The sequence below is a fragment of the Pseudomonas sp. HTZ2 genome (genome assembly GCF_033173945.1).
Lineage (GTDB): Bacteria > Pseudomonadota > Gammaproteobacteria > Pseudomonadales > Pseudomonadaceae > Aquipseudomonas > Aquipseudomonas guariconensis.
The window spans coordinates 4,693,419-4,714,415 of the sequence record NZ_CP137332.1 but is presented as its reverse complement, the minus strand read 5'-3'; the positions used below and the strand labels follow the sequence as shown (position 1 = coordinate 4,714,415).

The following is a 20,997-nucleotide window of genomic DNA, read 5'->3' as shown; positions in this document are numbered from 1 at the left end:
ATGCTGGCCGGCCCGCGGCACGAGGTAGAAAGATGCAACTGATCGATATTGGCGTCAACCTGACCAACAGCAGTTTCCATGACCAGCAGGCCGCTGTCGTCGAGCGGGCCGTACAGGCGGGCGTGGTCCAGATGGTGCTCACCGGGACTAGCCTCCAGGTCAGCGAACAGGCCCTGACGCTCGCTTCGCAGCTCGATCCGGAAAGCCTGCGCTTGTTCACCACAGCCGGTATCCACCCACACGATGCCAGCCATTGGGACAACGCCAGCGAGCGCTTGCTGCGTGAACTGCTGGCCCAGCCGCGGGTGCGGGCCGTGGGCGAGTGCGGGCTCGATTTCAACCGCGACTTCTCCCCCCGCCCGCAACAAGAGAAAGCGCTGGAGGCTCAGTTGGCGTTGGCCGCCGAGCTGGGCTTGCCCGTGTTCCTCCATGAGCGAGAGGCCAGCGCACGGCTGCTGGCGATCCTCAAAGTCTATCGTGACCACCTACCAGCGGCCGTGGTGCACTGCTTCACCGGCGAGCGCCAAGCCTTGTTCGCCTACCTGGATCTGGACTTGCACATCGGTATCACGGGCTGGATTTGCGACGAGCGCCGCGGCACCCATCTTCACCCGCTGGTAGGCAATATTCCCGAAGGCCGCCTGATGCTCGAAAGCGACGCACCCTATCTGCTGCCGCGCAGCCTTCGTCCGAAGCCAAAGAAGGGCCTCAACGAGCCTGCTTTCCTGCCCGAAGTCCTGCGAGAGGTTGCGCTGCACAGGGGAGAATCCCTGGAACAGACAGCCGCGCACACCACTGCCACCGCCAAAGCATTCTTCCAGCTGCCCTGAAGCCGGGCTGGGGTTTGTTGACGCATATCAAGGCAGGCGCTGGGACGAGCGGACACAATGATGGCACCTTGCCAATAATGTTTCCGCTCAACTCAGAGAAGACCTATCCATGGGTGCCTGGCTTAGCAATATTTCCCTGAAGTACAAGTTCTGGGCCGTCAATGCGGTGGCCTTCGTCACGACCCTGCTCCTGGTGCTCTACGCGGTTTACCTGGAGCAGCAAGCCCGTGCAGAAGGCGCGCGCAACCAGGCCATTGCCCAGGCCGAGCTGATCGCGGCCTGGCCTGAAGGGCAACCACTGCCCCAACCCTCCCAGGCCGTGATGTGGCAGTCCGGGCAGACGCCGGTCATCGCCAACCAGCCGCGTGAGGCCTTGGTCGATGCACAAGGCTGGGTCGCCCTGCCCAATGCCTGGGTCCTGGGCAACAATCCCTTGCAGGGCGCCCAAGTGATCCACCGGGCAGAGCAGCGCATCGCTGTGCTGGCCGAATCCCCCAGCCTGCGCCAGGTGTTCTTCGAGCGCTTCACCCAATACGCGGTCTGCGTGCTGATTCTGATGTTGGCGATGCTCTGCGCTTCGCAGTTGCTGATCCGTTTCTTGCTCAGCCAGCTCAATACGCTCAAAGACGTGATGCTGCATGTGGAGAAGACTGGCGACTTGTCGGCCCGTGTCCCGCTGTCCTGTGGCGATGAAGTCGGCCAGATGGCAGGCGCCTTCAATGCAATGCAAGCCACCTACCACCGGGTGGTCAGCACGGTAGCTCGTACCGCAGCGCAATTGGACAGCGGCGCAGCACGCCTGGCAGCGAGCATGGACGAGGTGCGCCACGGCATGATCGGCCAGCAAAGCGAGACCGACCAGGCTGCCACCGCCATCAACGAGATGTCCGCCACGGTCCATCACATTGCCCAGCATGCCGGCGCCACCCGTGACCTGTCGCAAACCGCCGATACCCTGGCCGGCAGCGGCCAGGCGGTGGTCACACGTGTGCAGGACTCCATCGCCGGCCTGTCCAGCGGTGTTCAGCAAACCGCCGAAATGATTCGCCAGCTCGCCGAGGACAGCCAGCGCATCAACGGCGTAGTCGGCGTCATCCATAGCATCGCCGAGCAAACCAATCTACTGGCCCTCAATGCTGCGATCGAGGCGGCCCGGGCAGGCGACCTGGGACGTGGGTTTGCCGTGGTGGCGGACGAAGTGCGCAACCTGGCCAAGCGCGTGCAGACCTCCACCGATGAAATCACCGGCATGGTGTCCGCCCTGCAGGCAGGTACCCGTGATGCCGTGGATTTCATGCAGGAGAGCTCCTACAAGGCCGACGATTGTGTCAAACAGGCCCAAGAGGCAGGCGAGGCGTTGCTGGAGATCACCAGTGCCGTCGCGCAAATGCGCGAGAGCAACACGCAGATCGCCGTCGCCGCCGAACAACAAAGCCAGGTGGCCGAAGAGATGAACCGGGCGGTGGTGAGCATTCGTGACGTCACCGAGGAAACGGTCCAGCAGACCGTCGGTTCTGCCACCACCAGCAACGAGCTGGCGACCCTGGCGGCCGAGCTGAACAAAGCCATCGGCCAGCTCAAGCTATAAGGCCGATAACCCGCCTCGATTGGCCCTCGCCGTAGGGCCACACTAAGCTTTGGGCATGACCGAGAGGAAATGCCCATGAGCAAACGCCTGCCCAATCTGCACGCCTGGCAATGGCGTGGTTACCATCACAATCACCGGCATCCGACCAACCTGGTGCTGCATCTGATCGCCGTCCCATTGTTCATCCTGGGCGCCCTGTTGATGCTCGGCGGGGTATTTGGCCTGGACCTCGGCCAACTGGCCATCGGCTTGATCGCCCTGGCCGCTGGCCTTGGACTGCAGCGCCACGGCCATCGTCTGGAAACCGAGCAACCCGAACCCTTCGCCAGCCGCAAGGACGCCGTTCAGCGTGTACTGACCGAACAATTCATCACCTTTCCGCGCTTTCTGCTGAGCGGTGCCTGGTGGCGTGCCTGGCGCGAGCGCCACAAGCATCGCCGCTAGCTGCCCAGATCTAGGCGAACACCGTCACGGTCTGTCGGCTCAAGGCAATCAGCTCGTTCTCGGCTGTCCACAGGGCGGCCGAAGCGTGCCCATAGCCATCGCGGGCGTGCTCGGTCTCGACACAGTAACGACACCAGTCCAAGGTCGACAGCTTGGGCGCTGGCTGAATGAACTCGATCGTCCAGGTCAGGGTGCTGCCTGCGGCAGGTTGTCTAAGATGCGGTAGCAGACTGGGCGGCCAGGCATCGACCATTGCCAGCAGATGCGCTTCGCTCGCCGGCCCGTCGGCCATATCGCGCAGGCGTACCCAACCGCCCATCCGTCGATCATCGTTACCGCTGAACGGCAGGCCGCCAATGGCCCAACGCAAAGCCACATGACGCATGAACTCAGGCGTCACGCCTTTGATATAGGGCAATTCGGCGGCAGACTGCTCTAGCGGCTTCATGTCCACGGCAGGCTGAGCCTTGACCTCGATTGCCGAAGGACGGCCATCTCCGAAGCTGCCCTGTACCAGGGTCACCACCTGCCCCTCCTGCACCGCGCGTCCCAGCAGCGTGCTGACAGCTTTGCCCTCACGCAACACCTCGACCTCGAAACTGATCGGCACCTGCGGCGTCGCTGGCCCAACAAAGGTGACAGCCAACGACCGCACCGGACGTCCCTCACCAAGCTTGGCACGCATCGCCTCATGCATCAGCGCGACCATCAGCCCGCCAAATACCGCGCGCCCCTGGCCCCAACTGGCCGGCACACTGACAGATTCGGGACACTCGCGCACGGCGCTGAGCAATTGCGTGAAATTCATGTTCGGCTCCTGCACCGGGGCTTGATTGGCTGCCACGGGACGTGCCCGCGTCAGGACGTGCCCCGATATTAGCCAGCGAGTGTCTGGCTGACAGCCCGCATAATGGCCATTCCCTATGGCTATCGACGCGCCACGGCTGCCCGCAAGGCCTCAAGGGTGGCATCGGCCTTCTGCTCGGCCTCATGCAGCTCGCGTTCCCAGGCTTTCTTGAAGGGCGCCAGATCGGCGTGATCACGCGCCAGCAAAAGCCATTGCACACGGTCGTGCCAATCGCCCAGGTCGGCCTGGGTGCGCTTGAGCAGGCGTTGCAGTTTGTTTCCGGCGTGCTCCAGCTGTGGGTACGCCTCGTCGCCATAGCGCACCCGCTTGATCAATAAACGCAGGCGATGACGGTCGTGGCTGGGGTCGTCAAGCGCTTTCTCGAGCTTGCGCCATTGTTTGTTCAGGCGCTTGTCGATGCGCTTGTCCAGGCCACTGGCCAAGCCTTCGCGCGCGCAAGCCCGCAGGAATAACGGAAAGGTGTCGATGATCGCCAGCACCCGGGTGAGCTGACGACTCACGGCCACACTGGCGAAGATGCCCGCCCTGCCCTCCAGACGACGCGCCCCAGCCTGCTGGTGCCCTTGGCCGATCAGGTGGGCCGCTAGCACCTCACGGTCCCGCAAGGGGGTCGTGAGCGCCCCCAGCGAGCGCGCGGCGTCCTCCAACTGCTCGACACCGGGCAGCCCCCGCAAAGGCCGCAGCAGGCTCCGCAGGCGCCGCAGGCTTGTACGCAGGTCGTGCAAGGCTTCGCTGTCGACATCGGCCGCCAGCCGCTCCCGGCATGCCAGCAGACGGACCTGCAAGGCCAGCACCTGGGCGATGACATGATCGAGCATGGCGGCCATACAGCCCTCCTGGATCAACGACCCGCGCGGGACTCACGGATGTAAAAACGCGCCTTCTCGGCCTTGCGGCTACAGCCTTCGAAGGCCTCGAACTGCTGCTGCGTCTTGGCGCCGGTCAACAGCGACAGGGCCTTGGAATAGCTGACGGTGCCGGCAAACCCTTCGGCCTTGGCCAGGTCCAGCTCCTTCCATGCAGCATCGAGCTGAGTCGCACAGCTGTCACGGTACGCCGTCTTGCCCGCGCAACCGGTGAGGGCAAGGGCGATCAGGGGAAGGCAGATCCAGGCTTTCATCAGTCAGTAACCTCAAGTTTGAACAAAAAGAGTGGCCGTTCGACGCTCAGGCAAGCGAAAAGTGCCCTGCTCAGCGTAGCCCAGCACGGTCTACATTGAAGCACAGGCAACAATGGGTGCATTGTTGGACCATGGTTGCACAGCAGTAGGGGGACAGTCATGAGCAAACGCGTGGCATTGGTACTGGGATCGGGGGGCGCACGCGGGTATGCGCATATCGGCGTGATCGAGGAGATAGAGCGACGCGGCTACGAAATCGCCTGCATCGCCGGCTGTTCGATGGGTGCGGTGATCGGTGGGATCTATGCTGCCGGAAAACTGGATGAATACCGCAGCTGGATCGAGAGCCTGGACTACCTCGACGTGCTGCGCCTGGTGGATGTGAGCTTTCGCTTAGGCGCGATCCGCGGCGACAAAGTGTTTGGCCAGATCCGCAAGATCGTCGGCGAGGTGAACATCGAACAACTGTCCATTCCCTATACGGCGGTGGCAGCGGACCTCACCAACCAGCAGGAGATCTGGTTCCAGGAAGGCTGCCTGCACCAGGCCATGCGGGCCTCGGCGGCGATCCCCAGCCTGTTCACACCGGTGATGCAGGGTAACCGCATGCTAGTCGATGGCGGCATTCTCAATCCGCTGCCGATCGTGCCGGTGGTGTCCAGCCATTGCGACCTGATCATCGCCGTCAACCTCAATGCCACCAACCAGAAACAATACCAATTGCCGGTGATCGAGCGGCCTGCAGCGTTCAAGATGCGGTTCGACGCGGTCATCAGCTCGTTGGGCTCACGTCTGCCCTTTCGCCGCAAACCGGCCGAACAATTGATGCGCATCGAACAGGAAATCGTTGCCGAGGGACTGAACGCCAGCGACCCCTGGCTTGGCGAGTCTGCAGACCCGGAAGGCCAGCAGCCGGCAGCGGCCCCCGAACGTGGCGGCGCGCCCAGGTCCGCCACCGGTTCCTTCATCGTCGATAACGTAGGGCCTGCGTCCTTGCTCGACTTGATCAACCAGAGCTTCGAAGTCATGCAGACCTCCCTCGCTCAGTACAAGATCGCCGGCTATCCGCCAGACGTGCTGATCAACGTGCCCAAGCGGGTGTGCCGCTTCTTCGAGTTCTACAAGGCGCCGGAACTGATCGCCCTGGGACGGGAAATTGCCCGGGACACGATGGACATCTACGAAGGTGAGCGGCGTTAGCCCCTCCCAAAAAACAAGAAAGGCCGCATGAGCGGCCTGTCTTGTTGCGGCGATAGCACTCAGTAACGAGTGACGTCAGCCGCGGCTTCTAGTTGCTTACGGTAGGCCGCGAAGTCCTGCTGGCCTGCACGCGAAGCGAGGTAACGGCGGATCTGCGCTTTCTCCTCGTCAGTGGCTGCAGCGCCTTCGTTGACCCCCTTGAGCTGCAACACCACCAGGCTGCCATCGCCGAGGACCACGCTGCCGTAGACCGGCTTATCCTTGGAGGCAGGCTTGGCCAGGCGGAATACCGCTTGCAGTTCGGCCGGATCGATACCGTCCTGGCCACGCGTAACGGCCTCTTGGGTCTTCCACTTCTGGCCTTCCTGTTCGGAGGTCAGCGGGATGGCGCCATCGCGCAGGCCAGCGATCAGCTTGTCAGCCTTGGCCTTGAGCTCGGCAGTCGCCTTCTCCTTGGCCAGGTGCTCGCGGATGTTCTTGGCCACAGCCTCCAGCGGCAGTTGCTCCGGCTTGCGATGCTCCTTGACACGCAGCACGACCACAGTCTCCGGATCCAGCTCGATGGCATTGCTGTTGGCGCCCTCTTCCAGCACTTCTTCGCTGAAAGCGGCCTGGACGACCGAACGGTTGGCCGTGATGCCCTCACCGCCTTCCCGACCGAATGCGGCCGAAGTCTGAACCTTCAGGCCCAGGTCCTGGGCCGGCTGAGCCAGGTCAGAGGCCTCGAACGCGGCGTCTTCCAACTGCTTGGTCACTTCCACGAAGCGCTGTTCGACCTGTTGGGTCTTGAGTTCGCGGGTCAGCTTGTCTTTTAGGCTTGCAAAGGTCGGCACTTCCGGTGCCTGCACACCTAGCAGCTTGATCAGGTGGTAACCGTACTCGGTGCGCACCGGTGCCGATACTTGGTCCTTGTTCAGCTTGTACAGGGCATCCTCGAAGGCTGGGTCGTAGACGCCTGGGCCTGCGAAGCCGAGATCACCGCCATTGCTGGCCGAACCTGGGTCCTTGGAGAATTCCTTGGCCAGTGTGGCAAAGTCCTCTCCCTTGGCCAGACGCTGCTGGATCTCTTCGATACGGGCCTTGGCCTGTGCATCGGAAACCTTGTCGTCGACCTCGATGAGGATATGCGCGGCATGGCGCTGTTCGGCCAGGTTGGCGATTTCCTTCTCGTACAGGGCCTTGAGTTCGTCCTCGTTGACCTGTACCTGGTCGAAGAAGGCCGACTTCTTCAGCTCGATGTAATCGATGACCACCTGGTCGGGTGTCATGAATTCCTTGGCGTGCTGGTCGTAGTGCGCCTTGACCTCGTCGTCGCTCACCTTGACGGCGGCCGGGTCGGCCTTGAAGGTCAGCGAAGCGAAATCACGGGTCTGCTTCTCCAGGCGAGCGAAGGCTTCGACTTGTTTGTCGGTGACGAAGCTGCTGCCGGCAAGGCCGGTGCGCAATTGCCCGATGAGCATTTCCTCGGCGAGCATCTCGCGGAATTGCATGCGCCCATAGCCCATCTGGCGAATGACCGCATCGAAACGTTCGGCGCTGAACTTGCCGTCGACCTGGAACTCCGGTGTCTGCAGGATCAGCTGATCCAGCGCGGCCTCGGAGAAGGCGAACTTGGCGTCCTCGGCACCCTGCAACAGCAGCTTGCGCTCGATCAGCCCTTTGAGCGCAGCTTCGCGCAGCATCTTTTCATCCAGCAGTGCTGGGTCGAAATCCTTGCCCAGCTGTTGCATCAGCTGGCGGCGCTGCATGTCGACGGCCTGGCTCAGCTCGTTCTGACTGATGGTCTGGCCGTTCACCTTGGCGGCGTCCTGGCTATGGCTGGTGGCCTGGAAAATGGCCTCGAAGCCGGTCAGCGCCATCAGCACGACGATAAGGCCGATGATGGTCTTGGCAATCCAACCTTGTGAATTGTCCCTGATATTCTGCAGCATGCGTCCCCCAGAAACGGTTGTACCACTGCGTCGACAACCGTGGAGCGTGGGTAGAGTCCTGATAGAAGAAAGGCGCATCCTGTGGGATGCGCCTTTTCAAAGCTAGCGTGCCAACGGGAACGTTTGCGGCCCCGCCGTCACGCGGTCGGGCCTGGTGTGACCAGGTCCGGCTGAAAGAGACGACTTAGTTGACGGCGTCTTTCAGGCCTTTGCCAGCCTTGAAGCCTGGAACCTTGGCAGCAGCGATCTTGATCGCCTTGCCGGTTTGCGGGTTACGGCCGGTGCGCTCAGCGCGCTCCTTGACCGAGAAGGTACCGAAGCCAACCAGTACAACATCGTCACCTTGCTTCAGGGCGCTGGTGACGGATTCGATGACTGCGTCCAGCGCACGGCCAGCTACAGCTTTCGGAATGTCAGCGGATGCGGCGATAGCGTCAATCAGTTCCGACTTGTTCACTCTAAGTCCCCTTATATCTCTATTGAGTTTGTTTCTAAGTATGTAATGAAAAGCTTATGAAACGAGCACTGGGCGGCCTATTGACACTGGCGTGCCGTTTTATAGCAAGGCCCCGAAAAAACTGTCAAGGAAAGCCCCCCAGCGAAATACGTACTAGTGCGTGCTAATTCTTTCCTTAGCATCGCCGTCGCGCTTTTCATCTTTCGCGACAATCTCCGGAGCCACATCTGGCAAGGGCTCCGGGGCGTATTGCAGCGCAATTTGGAGGACTTCGTCAATCCATTTGACCGGTTTGATCTGAAGATCCTGTTTGATATTTTCCGGAATCTCCTTCAGATCACGAACGTTTTCCTCTGGAATGATCACCGTCTTGATCCCACCGCGGTGTGCCGCGAGGAGTTTTTCCTTCAAGCCACCGATGGCCAGAACCTGGCCACGCAGGGTGATTTCACCGGTCATGGCCACATCGGCGCGCACCGGAATCTGGGTAAGTGCCGAGACCAGCGCCGTGCACATGCCGATACCCGCACTTGGGCCGTCCTTAGGCGTAGCGCCCTCGGGCATGTGGATGTGCACATCGTGCTTCTCGTGGAAATCGGCGGCGATGCCCAGACTGCGGGCACGGCTGCGTACCACGGTCTGCGCGGCGGTGATCGATTCGACCATGACGTCGCCCAAAGAGCCGGTCTTGATCAACTGGCCCTTGCCGGGGATGACCACGGCTTCGATGGTAAGCAGTTCGCCGCCCACCTGGGTCCAGGCAAGGCCGGTGACCTGGCCGATCTGATCCTGCTGCTCTGCCAGGCCGTAGCGGAACTTGCGCACGCCCAGCAGATGTTCGAGCTGCTCGCCGGTCACCTTGACCTTGAGCTGCTTCTCGCCGGTGTGCTCCTTGACCACCTTGCGGCAGACCTTGGCGATCTGGCGCTCCAGACCGCGCACGCCGGCTTCGCGGGTGTAGTAACGAATGATGTCGCGGATCGCCGTGACATCGATCTCCAGTTCACCCTTCTTCAGGCCATTGGCCTTCACTTGCTTGGGCGTCAGGTACTTGACCGCGATATTGATCTTCTCGTCCTCGGTGTAGCCCGGCAGGCGGATGACCTCCATCCGGTCGAGTAGCGCCGGCGGAATGTTCATCGAGTTCGAGGTGCACAGGAACATCACGTCCGAGAGGTCGTAGTCGACCTCCAGGTAGTGGTCGTTGAAGTTGTGGTTCTGCTCAGGGTCGAGCACTTCCAGCAATGCCGAGGCGGGATCGCCGCGCATGTCGCTGCCCATCTTGTCGATCTCGTCGAGCAGGAACAGCGGGTTGCGTACACCCACCTTGGTCATTTTCTGAATCAAACGACCCGGCATGGAACCGATGTAGGTGCGACGATGGCCTCGGATCTCGGCTTCGTCACGCACACCGCCCAAGGCCATGCGCACGAACTTGCGGTTGGTAGCAGCCGCGATCGATTCGGCCAGGGAGGTTTTACCAACGCCAGGTGGACCTACCAGGCAAAGCACAGGGCCGCGAATCTTCTTCACGCGCTTCTGCACAGCGAGATATTCAAGGATGCGTTCCTTGACCTCTTCCAGGCCATAGTGATCGGCATCGAGGATTTCCTCGGCCTTGGCCAGGTCCAGACGTACTTTGCTCTGGGCTTTCCAAGGCACCTGCACGAGCCAGTCCAGGTAGGAGCGAACCACAGTGGCCTCTGCGGACATCGGCGACATCTGCTTGAGCTTGTTCAGCTCGGCCTGGGCTTTGGCCAAGGCGTCCTTGGGCAGGCCAGCAGCTTCGATACGCTTCTTCAGCTCCTCGGCTTCGTTGTGGCCCTCGTCGCCATCGCCGAGCTCCTTCTGAATGGCCTTCATCTGCTCATTCAGGTAGTACTCGCGCTGGCTGCGCTCCATCTGTTTCTTGACCCGGCCACGGATACGCTTCTCGACCTGCAGCAGGTCGATCTCTGCATCGAGCAATGCCAGGACATGTTCGACCCGGGTCGGTAGATCGACAATTTCGAGGATTTCCTGCTTCTGCTCGATCTTCAGGGCCATATGGGCGGCCATGGTGTCGACCAGGCGGCCGGGCTCTTCGATACTGTTGAGCGAGGACAGGACTTCAGCCGGGACCTTCTTGCCCAACTGGACGTACTGCTCGAACTGCGACAGCAACGTGCGCACGAAGACTTCCGACTCGCGCTCGGCGGCCTCGACTTCATCGATCAGGGTGACTTCGGCACGGACATGCCCTTCCACTTCCGTGAAACGCTCGACGGCGCCGCGCTGCTCGCCCTCGACCAACACCTTGACGGTACCGTCGGGTAGCTTCAGCAATTGCAGGACAGTGGCAATGGTACCGACGCGATACAGGGCATCTTCGCCCGGGTCATCGTCGGCAGGATTCTTCTGGGCCAGCAGGAGGATCTGCTTCTCGCCCGTCATCGCCGCCTCAAGGGCTTCGATGGACTTCTCGCGTCCCACGAACAGCGGGATGACCATATGCGGATAAACAACGACATCGCGCAATGGCAAAAGAGGCAAGTCGAGGGTGGTCTTCATGATTTCGCCTCTACAGCGGCCTTATGGCCGGAAACCGGTGGAAATGATGCTTGGACCTAATGTGGGGGCAGGTCCATAAAATTACAAGCGTTGAGATCGGAAAAGCAGAAAGGGGCCCATAGGCCCCTTTCTTGCTCGACTTGGCTCACCCGACTCAGGCGTCAGGTGCGGCCTTGGCTTGCGGCTCGCTGTTCTCGTAGATCAGCAAAGGCTGCGAGGTGCCATCGATGACGCTCTCGTCGATCACCACCTTGCTGACATCCTTCTGCGAAGGAATCTCGTACATGGTGTCAAGCAGCACGCCTTCGAGGATCGAACGCAGGCCCCGGGCGCCGGTCTTGCGCTCGAGCGCCTTGCGAGCAACCGCCTTGAGCGCGTCGCTACGGAACTCGAGGTCCACATCTTCCATCTCGAACAGCTTGGCATACTGCTTGGTCAAGGCGTTCTTCGGCTCGGTGAGGATCTGCATCAGTGCAGCCTCATCCAGCTCGTCGAGGGTTGCCAGCACCGGCAGACGGCCGACGAACTCCGGAATCAGGCCAAACTTGACCAGATCATCCGGTTCGACCTCACGCAAGGACTCGCCGACCTTCTTGCCTTCCTGCTTGCTGCGCACTTCAGCGCCAAAACCGATGCCACCTTTGGTGGAGCGGTTCTGAATGACCTTTTCCAGGCCCGAGAACGCACCGCCGCAGATGAACAGGATATTGCGGGTATCAACCTGCAGGAATTCCTGTTGCGGATGCTTGCGACCACCCTGAGGCGGCACGGAAGCCACAGTCCCTTCGATCAGCTTCAACAGCGCCTGCTGCACGCCCTCGCCCGACACGTCGCGAGTGATCGACGGGTTGTCCGATTTGCGCGAGATCTTGTCGATCTCATCGATATAGACAATGCCCATCTGGGCCTTTTCCACGTCGTAGTCGCACTTTTGCAGCAGTTTCTGAATGATGTTCTCGACGTCCTCACCCACGTAACCGGCTTCGGTCAAGGTGGTGGCGTCGGCGATGGTGAACGGTACGTTCAACAGGCGTGCAAGGGTTTCGGCGAGCAGGGTCTTGCCCGAGCCAGTCGGCCCGATGAGCAGGATGTTGCTCTTGCCGAGTTCGACTTCGTCGCCCTTCTTGTCACGCTGGTTCAGGCGCTTGTAGTGGTTGTACACCGCTACGGACAGCACCTTTTTCGCGCGCTCCTGACCAATGACGTACTGGTCCAGGATACCGCTGATTTCTTTCGGCGATGGCAATTTGTGCGCGTTGCTTTCGGCCTGGGCTTCCTGCACCTCCTCACGGATGATGTCGTTGCACAGGTCGACGCACTCGTCGCAGATAAATACCGAGGGCCCGGCAATCAATTTGCGCACTTCGTGCTGGCTTTTGCCGCAGAAGGAGCAATAGAGCAATTTGCCGCTGTCCTCGCCGTTACGGGTGTCAGTCATTCGATCGATCCAATCCGGTAGGCATGAAACACAAGATGAAGGCAATTGCGGGCTTTTTCAAGTCCGCAGGTAGGCGCCAACGGCGCCCACCCGCTCTGGCACCTTGGTTCAGGACGCCAGTTGCCGCTTGTCGTAGACCGAGTCGATCAGGCCGTACTCGGCCGCGCGCGCGGCACTCATGAAGTTGTCGCGCTCGGTGTCGCGCTTGATGGTCTCGAGATCCTGGCCAGTGTGATGGGCCAGCAGCTCGTTCAGACGCGCCTTGATGTTGAGGATTTCCTGGGCATGGATCTCGATATCGGTCGCCTGGCCCTGGAAGCCACCCAATGGCTGGTGAATCATCACGCGCGAGTTCGGCAGGCAGTGACGCTTGCCTGCAGCGCCGGCCGCCAGCAGGAATGCGCCCATGCTGCAGGCCTGACCGATGCAGATGGTCGAGACGTCCGGCTTGATGAACTGCATGGTGTCGTAGATCGACATGCCGGCGGTGACCGAACCACCCGGCGAGTTGATGTACAGATGGATATCCTTGTCCGGGTTTTCCGCTTCAAGGAACAGCAGTTGTGCCACCACCAGGTTGGCCATGTAGTCCTCTACGGGACCAACCAGGAAAATCACACGCTCCTTCAATAGGCGCGAGTAGATGTCGTAGGCGCGCTCGCCACGGGCGGACTGCTCGATAACCATCGGGACCAGACCGCCCGCGGCCTGGATGTCGGAGCTCTGTTGAATATAAGAATTGCGGGACATGTCCTGCACTCACTCCCAAATAGTCATGGCTTGAATACGCACAAGCCAGCTCGAAGGCTGGCTTGTGGGGGTTTCCTACGAGAGAAGACCTATCACTCAGCGGCGGCAGGAGCCTGTGCTGGCTTGACAGCTTCTTCGTACGAGACCGACTTGTCGGTCACAGTCGCTTTCTGCAGGACAGTATCTACAACTTGTTCTTCCAGCACAACCGAACGGACTTCGTTCAGTTGCTGGTCGTTCTTGTAGTACCAGGAGATGACCTGCTCCGGCTCTTGGTAGGCCGAGGCCATTTCCTCGATCATTTCGCGGACCTTGGCGTCGTCCGGCTTCAGCTCGAACTGCTTGACCACCTCAGCAACGATCAGACCCAAGACCACACGGCGCTTGGCTTGCTCTTCGAACAGCTCGGCCGGCAGTTGCTCTGGCTTGATGTTGCCGCCGAACTGCTGAACAGCCTGCACGCGCAGACGGTTGACTTCGTTCTCCAGCAGAGCCTTCGGCACTTCGATCGGGTTGGCGGCCAGCAGACCGTCCATGACCTGGTTCTTGACCTTGGCCTTGATTGCCTGACGCAGCTCACGCTCCATGTTCTTGCGAACTTCGGCGCGGAAGCCTTCCAGGGTCGATTCCTTGATGCCGAACTGGGCGAAGAAGGCTTCGTTCAGCTCAGGCAGCTGAGGTGCCGAAACGCTGTTGACGGTGATGGTGAACTCGGCAGCCTTGCCGGCCAGGTCCAGGTTCTGGTAGTCCTCAGGGAAGGTCACGTTGACAACGCGTTCTTCGCCCGCTTTTGCGCCAACCAGACCGTCTTCGAAGCCTGGGATCATGCGGCCGGAGCCCAGCACCAGCTGGGTGCCCTTGGCCGAACCACCCGCGAAAGCTTCGCCGTCGATCTTGCCAACGAAATCGATATTGACCTGATCGTCGTTCTGGGCGGCACGTTCAACGGCCTCGAAACGTACGTTCTGCTTGCGCAGCACTTCCAGCATGTTGTCCAGGTCCGCGTCAGCGACTTCGGCGCTCAGGCGCTCGACCTTGATCGACTCCAGGCCGCTAACGGTGAACTCTGGGAAGACTTCGAAGATGGCGACGAATTCCAGGTCCTTGCCTTTCTCGAAGGACTTGGGCTCGACAGCAGGAGCACCAGCCGGGTTCAGCTTCTGCTCGACGATGGCTTCGTAGAAGGAAGCCTGGACCAGGTCACCGAACGCTTCCTGACGGGCATCGGCCTCGAAACGCTGACGAATGACGCTCATCGGCACCTTGCCTGGGCGGAAGCCGGCGACCTTGGCGCGCTTGGCAGTCTGCTGCAGACGCTTGTTGACTTCGTTCTCGACGCGCTCGGCCGGAACGGCGATGGTCATGCGGCGCTCGAGAGCGGAAGTGTTTTCAACAGAAACTTGCATGGATATTCCTCGTTGCACAGACGTTAGCCGGCGATAGCCCGACTCCAGAATCAAGGGCAAGCATTCTAGTGACTCGCGCATCAGAAGTCACCCCACCCCAGATGACGGAGAACCACACCGGTCAATTTCATTGAAGGCCCCGCACGGCGCGCCGCCGAAGCCCCCGCGTATCGCTTGCACGCAACGGCGGTTGCACGTCGCTTGCGCTGTAAAAACTTGTCAAACAATGCAGCTATATAAAGGCAGAGCTCAGTCGGAGTCGATCTCGTTGAACTGGCAATACTCTTCCCAGCTCATCCCTAGCGCCTCGGCCACCTCACGGTGCACCTCCAAGCGCATGACTTGCAGCTCCTCGGGGCGTTGAGCGATCAATTGCAATGCCAGCTCCCAAGGCTCGACACCCTGCTCTTGCGCAGCATCCTCGAACGCCCACTGGATCTGCTGGGCCTGTTCATGCGCACCAAGCTCGCGGATCTCCTCGAGCAATTGCGGATTGGCCTCAGCGAAACGCTGCAGTGCCAATGCCTGGCGAGCTTCTTTTGCAATCATGCGACAGCTCCTATATCGGGCCCGCTTGCCCTATTTCAACCGGCTGAAATCTAACAATTTTTGCCCGAGCAGCACCAGTACCACACGCCGGGCACTGATGCTTGAAGAAACTGCAGACAATAAAAAAGCCGCTCCAGGCGGCTTCTTTATGGGTTTAGCGCGACTCAACGAAAGGCGGCAAAACCAAGGATGGTGCGGACGAAGAGACTCGAACTCTTACAGCTTGCGCCGCTGGAACCTAAATCCAGTGTGTCTACCAATTTCACCACGTCCGCGTGGAGCACTTAAAGCAAAGGCGCCAGATTATACAATCAAGGCGCCTTCGAGAATATGGGGTGGACGATGGGAATCGAACCCACGACAACTGGAATCACAATCCAGCGCTCTACCAACTGAGCTACGCCCACCATATTGCGGTATTGCGTCAAAACATCACTTGCTGTGCCAAAGCTGCCTAATGGCGCACCCGGCAGGACTCGAACCTGCGACCATCCGCTTAGAAGGCGGATGCTCTATCCAGCTGAGCTACGGGCGCATATTCAATCTGCTTTCTGTTACGATTGCAAATCAACTTTCAGCCGTACCGAACAAGCTAGCAAATCCGCTCATTCTGCCTGACCTTGCTAACCAGTGCTAGGCTCTGCCCGACAAGTGCGACGAATGTTATAGACGAGCCGGAAGGTCGTCAACACTTTTTTCAAAAAAATTTAGTTTATTTAAGGGGTTAGGGGATTTGGCCGACCACCCGCCTTTGCCCTCGGGCCGTGTCGTGCGAGAATGCGCCCTCTTTTATGTTCCCTTCTCGATGGTTAATCACGCGTCTATGACTGCACACCTAATCGATGGCAAGGCGATCGCCGCCAACCTGCGCCAGCAGATCGCTCAACGTGTCGTGGAGCGTCGCCAGCAGGGCCTGCGTACCCCAGGCCTGGCGGTGATCCTGGTCGGTACCGACCCTGCTTCCCAAGTCTATGTTTCGCACAAGCGCAAGGACTGCGAAGAGGTCGGCTTCATTTCCCAGGCTTTCGACCTGCCCAGCGAGACTTCGCAGCAAGCCCTGACCGACCTGATCGACCGCCTCAACGACGATCCGGCCGTCGACGGCATTCTCCTGCAATTGCCACTTCCGGAGCATCTGGATGCCTCGCTGCTGCTCGAACGCATCCGCCCAGATAAAGACGTCGACGGTTTCCACCCCTACAACATCGGCCGCCTGGCCCAGCGCATTCCGCTTCTGCGCCCCTGCACGCCAAAAGGCATCATGACCCTGCTGCAAAGCACCGGTCAGGACCTGTACGGCATGAACGCTGTAATCGTCGGCGCCTCCAATATCGTCGGTCGCCCGATGGCCATGGAGTTGCTGCTGGCCGGCTGCACCGTCACCGTCTGCCACCGCTTCACCCAAGATCTGCCTGGCCACGTAGGCCGTGCTGACCTGGTGGTAGTCGCCGCCGGCAAACCGGGCCTGGTCAAGGGCGAATGGATCAAGGAAGGTGCGATCGTCATCGACGTCGGCATTAACCGCCAGGAAGATGGCAAGCTGGTGGGCGACGTGGTCTTCGAGACCGCCCTGCCCCGCGCCGGCTGGATCACGCCTGTACCGGGCGGCGTAGGCCCGATGACTCGTGCCTGCCTGCTGGAAAACACGCTTTACGCGGCAGAAGAACTGCACAAGTAGTTCGCCCTCTGCACCAACGGCACCTCTCGAGGTGCCGTTTTTCTTTCCGGGCACGACCGGTCCGCGGTACTTATCTAACCCTTGCGCTTCCTCGCATCGCCCTAGGCTCGCCGCTTCTGATATCAGAGGTACCGCCATGAGCCTATCGCACTTCAGCTTCATAGACGCCCGCCTGCCAGGCTGGCTGAAATCAGCTACCCCAGCCCAACGCCAACGACTTGAACAACAGATACGCCAGAGCCATCAGGCCACCCGCGCGCTGGATCGGGCACTGAAACAGGTGCAGCCCATCGACGACTTCTGCCGTCCGTTGCTCGACGATGCCATGTCCCACTGGTACCCCGACCGAGAGCTGCCCGCGCCTGACCAAGGGTGGCTCTGGAACAACGCCGAAAAGCGCGACATGTCGTGGCTCGAAGCGGCCCTGCAGAACTTCGACAGCGACACATCAGTGACGCTGTATCTTTCCAAGAACGCCCCCGGCCCGATGGCCGTGGACAGCACATTGTTCGTGAAAGGCGCCCGGAACCTGGACCTGGGACAACGCTACCGCAATCATCTGGCCGAACATGTCGATACCCCAGTGTTTCGCAGCCTGGTACTTCAGCAGGATCGCACAGCCTTCGAAGCCGATACGACAATGGCCGAGCTGCAAAAGCATCTCGATAGCCGAGGCCGGATGCTGGCAGATGCCGCGCTGGCCGGCGAATCGTTCCTGCTTCACAGCGATGGCAAACCCTGGTCACTGGAGTGCGGGTACCTGGAGCTGTGCGGGACGCCTTTGTATGGCCCCTTACTGATCCGCCAGCAGCCCATCGCGGGTGTAGAACCGTGTCTGTTGTATTTGCCTGGCCACCCACGCCAGCCACTGCGTCAATATGGCTCGCTGCGAGCAGCAGGCAAGGCGCTGACTCGACTGCTGCGCAAAGACAACGAGCGGCGCTTCTTCATGCGTTATGTCGCCCATGCCGAGCAACCTGGATTGGCGATCCAACTACGCCAGACCTTGTTTCCGCGATATCCCTACAAAGATCTGCAAACGGTCACGCCGGTACTTGAAGAGGGTCACTCTTTCAACTGGCTCAAGCGCCTGTTCCCCGCTCCGCGCGACCTATGGCAGCCGACATTAGACAAGAACGCCCGCTTGCCGCTTGCGTTCAAGCAATGGCCTGACGAATGTTTCAGCGCCCGCGCACGGACCTCGCCCAGGACTTTCCTTCACTGAGCCCAACACTGCGTCGGGAAATCCTGGCCCAGGCCCAGACCCGTGACTTGAGCCAGATGCAGCGCACTGGCCGGATACCGCTCAATGTGTCCGAAACCGCTCGCCTTTACCTGCGGGCCTCACGCATCAACCGCGCGCTGGTGGCCTTTCATCAGGCCAGCGACAGCCTCGAAGATCGCGATGCATTGGTGTTCGGTGCGCTGCAACGGCTTTGCGGATGGTCTGGCCAAGTACATCTCGAGCTGCGCGAAGGTCGTCTGGGTGGTTCACTGCTGGAGACGGCAGGTGCAGCACAAGCTCCACTCAAGATCCTCGTACGCCGCGCCGATGGCTATGAGCCGTTCGACAAGGACGGCCAGAGCCTGGCCAACCGAGACAACCTGTTCCGAGCGATCCTCCAGGCCCTCCCCGACAGCGAACGCGACAATCTGGGCCTGCAGATCCATGAGTCGGAGACTTTGCGCGACCGACTTTTCGATCTGGCGACCGCAGACCGGGAGCAGGCCGCCCGTGACCTTGGCATGCAGCCTGTCCGCCCCTGGTACCGCCTGCCCACACGACTGCCGGGCAGCCCTCGCCTTGGCTATGCCTTGAGTGGTCGTGGCCGGGGCTGGTTGACCGCTGATGAGCAGTTCGATCAATTGTTCCCTTCCAACCTGGACAATGATCGGGAAACACTACGCGCCCGGCTGCGTGAACAGACCGGTCACGACCCCATCGCCTTCAACCGTCTGATGCAGAATCTGCGTGACCAATACCGACAACTGGATAGCACCTTGCAAGGCTGGGTTCATGACACCGACGGCATCGCCGCCGATGAAGCCCAGGAACGCAGGACTGCGCGCCAAGCCACGGCCGAACGCATCCGCCGGGCGTGGCGACGAGAAAACAACGACGCCAATGGGAGCCTCGACGAGGTCATCCTGAGCATCGATGCAGAGTACCTGGGCGCCTTGCCATCCCTGCCGGTACAACTGCCACAGGTTCGCCAGCTGAACGTAACCGGCTTGTGGCGGGGCGGTACCGATAGCCTGGGCGCATTCCTTGCCGCCTTTCCCCAGGTTCGCGAACTGGAGCTCAGCGAAAACGGTTTGTACACGCTGCCAGAGCAATTGGGCGGGCTGACGGACGTCCAGTTGCTGGACCTTTCGGAGAACAACCTCGACCTGTCCATTGACGCCAATCTGTCCATCCTGGGCCGACTGACCAAGCTTCGCGCCCTGAACTTGAGCAGCGCTATTGGAGACCTACCGGTAGCCGCGCTGGAGCAGCTTGCGCAACTGCCCAACCTGATGGGGCTGCAGGCCGAAATGAACGAGCTGTTCCTCGGCGCCGAGCACTTCCAGGCACTGCAACGCTGGCCCGCACTGGTCGAACTGAGCCTTGGCCACAACGACATCACCCTGGATAACGCAAGCCGTGCAGCCTTGGCGCAGTTGAGCCGGTTGCGCATCTTGTTCCTGCAGGAAAATCCCTTGGATCTTGCGCCAGACATCACCGGCTGGACGCATCTGGAACGGTTGGACCTGGAGCAGACCGGCATTGCTGAATGGCCAGCCGGCATCGAAGCGTTGCTCGGGCAGCGACCGTTGACCCTGCGCGCCGTGGACCTGAGCAACAATCAGTTGCACGACGCACCTGATCTTCGCGATAGCGCATTCGCTGTTGCGGTCAGGGCAGGTGAAGCCGAGATGTACCATGCCTTCCAGAACAATCCCTTCAGTGAGCAGGCCCTGCAACGACTCAACGATGCCGGCCTGGCAACCGCTGCGCGGGTCGATCATTTGGATTGGCTTGCCGCAGTGCCGCAAGCCGTCGGCGATCATGTCGCGGCCACATTGCAGGAGCCTGAGTGGCGACCGCTGTATGAGCTCTTTCGACGTGTCGAAGACACCCGGGACTATCAAGCCAGCCCGAACGCCATGCGTCGACGCATGCACGTCATCGTCGAGCGGCTATCTGCACGCGAAGGCGACAATCTCTGGGGCCAGGCCCCAGTCCATGAACGCATCATCGACCTGATCAACGAAGCCGCTCACGGCTGCGTCGACCAGGCCAGTCTGCTGTTCCAGCAAGTCGAGACGCAGGTCCTGGTATGGCAGCAGTCGCTCAACGCCGCCCCAGGGGATGCCAGCGACAAGGTGGCCATTTCCATTTGCCGCTCACTGCTGCGCCAACAGCTGCTGGACGAGCGCATCAGTGATCTCTATGACGCACGGGTTGCCAGGCGCAAGGCGCTCATTGCGGGACGCTCCGCCGACGAGACGCCCCTGCACGCTGTAGACGATATCAGTGACACGCAATTGCGCGAACCCACCTTTCTACTCGACGAACTGGAAATGGCACTGCATGCCAGGATGCGATTGCGCGAGCGCCTGGAACTCCCTCCACAACCCGGCGAGATCAGTTTCGACTACCTTGCACAGCTGAGCCCGGCCACGCTGGACCAACTCGCTCAGATGATCACGACCCAAGCGGATATTCCTCGACTGGTCCAATGGGCCGACGAGCAACCGTTCTGGCGAGACTGGATCAAGCGCTTGCGCCAACAGGCATTCGAACATCTGGCCAACGAATGGGATGGTGCCAGCGCCTATTTCGACACGCTCAGCGAACCAGGCGAAGTCAGCACCTACACAGGTCCCCAGGTACCTCCGAGCTTCATCGATGCACTGGAGCGTGAACGCCCGGACATTGCCTGGCGGCAAAACGGCGCGGTGCAACGTATCGACTTGGTTTCCAGCCGCTATCGCGACGAAGGCGCCCTTTATAACCGCGCAGCCCAACTGCTGCTGCAAACGCGCAGGGATGCCGACACAGCATTGATTCGCCAACTTACCGAGACCCTGGCCAAGACGTATTTGGCCTGACGACACGGTGGAGTGCCGGCGCACTCCACCGCAGCCCTTCAAACCCCCGAGTTAGAGCTATGGGCGCCGAAAAGCGCCAACTGGTCAGACCGG

At 60.6% G+C, this 20,997-nt stretch carries 17 protein-coding genes and 3 tRNA genes; 7 read left to right on the top strand and 13 right to left on the bottom strand.

The window, feature by feature from the left end; all coding sequences use genetic code 11:
- The first annotated feature begins 32 nt into the window (after window positions 1–32).
- The 3 genes from R6G97_RS21875 to R6G97_RS21865 all read left to right on the top strand — a co-directional run bounded on the left by R6G97_RS21875 (window position 33) and on the right by R6G97_RS21865 (window position 2,862).
- Window positions 33–830, top strand: a complete 798-nt coding sequence (locus R6G97_RS21875) for a TatD family hydrolase (RefSeq protein ID WP_090346865.1) — start codon at window positions 33–35, stop codon at window positions 828–830.
- Between the two features lie 109 nt (window positions 831–939).
- Entirely contained in the window at window positions 940–2,418 is a 1,479-nt protein-coding gene (locus tag R6G97_RS21870) for a methyl-accepting chemotaxis protein (protein ID WP_102082611.1), read from the top strand.
- 75 nt (window positions 2,419–2,493) lie between these two features.
- Window positions 2,494–2,862, top strand: coding sequence for an Mpo1-like protein (locus R6G97_RS21865; RefSeq protein WP_102082610.1), 369 nt, complete (start codon window positions 2,494–2,496; stop codon window positions 2,860–2,862).
- A gap of 10 nt (window positions 2,863–2,872) precedes the next feature.
- Here the strand turns inward: R6G97_RS21865 and R6G97_RS21860 are convergent, their stop codons facing one another.
- From R6G97_RS21860 to R6G97_RS21850, 3 genes are all read right to left on the bottom strand, one after another.
- A complete protein-coding gene (locus tag R6G97_RS21860) occupies window positions 2,873–3,670 on the bottom strand; it encodes an acyl-CoA thioesterase (protein ID WP_102082609.1) in 798 nt (265 codons plus the stop codon).
- Between the two features lie 119 nt (window positions 3,671–3,789).
- Window positions 3,790–4,557: a CHAD domain-containing protein gene (locus tag R6G97_RS21855; RefSeq protein WP_102082608.1), complete on the bottom strand. Its 768-nt coding sequence runs from the start codon at window positions 4,555–4,557 to the stop codon at window positions 3,790–3,792.
- Window positions 4,558–4,571: 14 nt separating this feature from the next.
- A complete protein-coding gene (locus R6G97_RS21850) occupies window positions 4,572–4,850 on the bottom strand; it encodes a hypothetical protein (RefSeq protein ID WP_043213493.1) in 279 nt (92 codons plus the stop codon).
- 159 nt (window positions 4,851–5,009) lie between these two features.
- Between R6G97_RS21850 and R6G97_RS21845 the strand changes: the two genes are divergently transcribed.
- A complete protein-coding gene (locus R6G97_RS21845; protein WP_043213492.1) occupies window positions 5,010–6,050 on the top strand; it encodes a patatin-like phospholipase family protein in 1,041 nt (346 codons plus the stop codon).
- Window positions 6,051–6,109: 59 nt separating this feature from the next.
- On the opposite strand, the gene R6G97_RS21840 is transcribed toward R6G97_RS21845, so the two are convergent.
- The 10 genes from R6G97_RS21840 to R6G97_RS21795 all read right to left on the bottom strand — a co-directional run bounded on the left by R6G97_RS21840 (window position 6,110) and on the right by R6G97_RS21795 (window position 15,666).
- On the bottom strand, window positions 6,110–7,981 hold the full coding sequence (locus R6G97_RS21840; RefSeq protein WP_043213490.1) for a SurA N-terminal domain-containing protein: 1,872 nt from the start codon (window positions 7,979–7,981) through the stop codon (window positions 6,110–6,112).
- Between the two features lie 184 nt (window positions 7,982–8,165).
- On the bottom strand, window positions 8,166–8,438 hold the full coding sequence (gene hupB / locus R6G97_RS21835) for a nucleoid-associated protein HU-beta (protein WP_317847525.1): 273 nt from the start codon (window positions 8,436–8,438) through the stop codon (window positions 8,166–8,168).
- Between the two features lie 153 nt (window positions 8,439–8,591).
- On the bottom strand, window positions 8,592–10,988 hold the full coding sequence (lon, locus tag R6G97_RS21830) for an endopeptidase La (RefSeq protein WP_043213489.1): 2,397 nt from the start codon (window positions 10,986–10,988) through the stop codon (window positions 8,592–8,594).
- A gap of 154 nt (window positions 10,989–11,142) precedes the next feature.
- The gene (gene clpX, locus R6G97_RS21825) at window positions 11,143–12,426 is read right to left on the bottom strand and encodes an ATP-dependent Clp protease ATP-binding subunit ClpX (RefSeq protein ID WP_043213487.1); all 1,284 of its coding nucleotides are present in this window, start codon (window positions 12,424–12,426) and stop codon (window positions 11,143–11,145) included.
- Between the two features lie 108 nt (window positions 12,427–12,534).
- Entirely contained in the window at window positions 12,535–13,176 is a 642-nt protein-coding gene (gene clpP, locus R6G97_RS21820) for an ATP-dependent Clp endopeptidase proteolytic subunit ClpP (RefSeq protein WP_043213484.1), read from the bottom strand.
- A 92-nt stretch (window positions 13,177–13,268) separates the two neighbouring features.
- Complete coding sequence (tig, locus tag R6G97_RS21815) at window positions 13,269–14,582, bottom strand: trigger factor (protein WP_070573986.1); 1,314 nt, start codon at window positions 14,580–14,582, stop codon at window positions 13,269–13,271.
- Window positions 14,583–14,831: 249 nt separating this feature from the next.
- Entirely contained in the window at window positions 14,832–15,131 is a 300-nt protein-coding gene (locus R6G97_RS21810) for a DUF6388 family protein (RefSeq protein ID WP_317847524.1), read from the bottom strand.
- Window positions 15,132–15,321: 190 nt separating this feature from the next.
- Window positions 15,322–15,406 (bottom strand) — tRNA-Leu (locus R6G97_RS21805).
- Between the two features lie 56 nt (window positions 15,407–15,462).
- Window positions 15,463–15,538, bottom strand: a tRNA-His gene (locus R6G97_RS21800).
- A gap of 51 nt (window positions 15,539–15,589) precedes the next feature.
- Window positions 15,590–15,666, bottom strand: a tRNA-Arg gene (locus R6G97_RS21795).
- A gap of 288 nt (window positions 15,667–15,954) precedes the next feature.
- On the opposite strand from R6G97_RS21795, the gene folD reads away from it, so the two are divergent.
- From folD to R6G97_RS21780, 3 genes are all read left to right on the top strand, one after another.
- The gene (gene folD, locus R6G97_RS21790; protein ID WP_043213476.1) at window positions 15,955–16,809 is read left to right on the top strand and encodes a bifunctional methylenetetrahydrofolate dehydrogenase/methenyltetrahydrofolate cyclohydrolase FolD; all 855 of its coding nucleotides are present in this window, start codon (window positions 15,955–15,957) and stop codon (window positions 16,807–16,809) included.
- Window positions 16,810–16,945: 136 nt separating this feature from the next.
- Complete coding sequence (locus R6G97_RS21785) at window positions 16,946–18,034, top strand: dermonecrotic toxin domain-containing protein (protein ID WP_317847523.1); 1,089 nt, start codon at window positions 16,946–16,948, stop codon at window positions 18,032–18,034.
- The gene (locus R6G97_RS21780) at window positions 17,986–20,904 is read left to right on the top strand and encodes an NEL-type E3 ubiquitin ligase domain-containing protein (RefSeq protein WP_317847522.1); all 2,919 of its coding nucleotides are present in this window, start codon (window positions 17,986–17,988) and stop codon (window positions 20,902–20,904) included. The genes R6G97_RS21785 and R6G97_RS21780 overlap by 49 nt, the downstream gene beginning before the upstream one ends.
- The last annotated feature ends 93 nt before the right edge of the window (window positions 20,905–20,997 follow it).

Excerpts from the sequence above, each read along its gene's own strand:
- R6G97_RS21865 (WP_102082610.1), top strand. The coding sequence starts at position 2,494 with ATGAGCAAACGCCTGCCCAATCTGCACGCCTGGCAATGGCGTGGTTAC.
- R6G97_RS21785 (WP_317847523.1), top strand. The coding sequence starts at position 16,946 with ATGAGCCTATCGCACTTCAGCTTCATAGACGCCCGCCTGCCAGGCTGG.
- clpP (WP_043213484.1), bottom strand. The coding sequence starts at position 13,176 with ATGTCCCGCAATTCTTATATTCAACAGAGCTCCGACATCCAGGCCGCG.
- R6G97_RS21870 (WP_102082611.1), top strand. The coding sequence starts at position 940 with ATGGGTGCCTGGCTTAGCAATATTTCCCTGAAGTACAAGTTCTGGGCC.
- R6G97_RS21810 (WP_317847524.1), bottom strand. The coding sequence starts at position 15,131 with ATGATTGCAAAAGAAGCTCGCCAGGCATTGGCACTGCAGCGTTTCGCT.
- clpX (WP_043213487.1), bottom strand. The coding sequence starts at position 12,426 with ATGACTGACACCCGTAACGGCGAGGACAGCGGCAAATTGCTCTATTGC.
- R6G97_RS21845 (WP_043213492.1), top strand. The coding sequence starts at position 5,010 with ATGAGCAAACGCGTGGCATTGGTACTGGGATCGGGGGGCGCACGCGGG.
- R6G97_RS21840 (WP_043213490.1), bottom strand. The coding sequence starts at position 7,981 with ATGCTGCAGAATATCAGGGACAATTCACAAGGTTGGATTGCCAAGACC.
- R6G97_RS21860 (WP_102082609.1), bottom strand. The coding sequence starts at position 3,670 with ATGAATTTCACGCAATTGCTCAGCGCCGTGCGCGAGTGTCCCGAATCT.
- R6G97_RS21780 (WP_317847522.1), top strand. The coding sequence starts at position 17,986 with ATGTTTCAGCGCCCGCGCACGGACCTCGCCCAGGACTTTCCTTCACTG.
- lon (WP_043213489.1), bottom strand. The coding sequence starts at position 10,988 with ATGAAGACCACCCTCGACTTGCCTCTTTTGCCATTGCGCGATGTCGTT.
- R6G97_RS21875 (WP_090346865.1), top strand. The coding sequence starts at position 33 with ATGCAACTGATCGATATTGGCGTCAACCTGACCAACAGCAGTTTCCAT.
- folD (WP_043213476.1), top strand. The coding sequence starts at position 15,955 with ATGACTGCACACCTAATCGATGGCAAGGCGATCGCCGCCAACCTGCGC.
- R6G97_RS21855 (WP_102082608.1), bottom strand. The coding sequence starts at position 4,557 with ATGGCCGCCATGCTCGATCATGTCATCGCCCAGGTGCTGGCCTTGCAG.
- tig (WP_070573986.1), bottom strand. The coding sequence starts at position 14,582 with ATGCAAGTTTCTGTTGAAAACACTTCCGCTCTCGAGCGCCGCATGACC.
- R6G97_RS21850 (WP_043213493.1), bottom strand. The coding sequence starts at position 4,850 with ATGAAAGCCTGGATCTGCCTTCCCCTGATCGCCCTTGCCCTCACCGGT.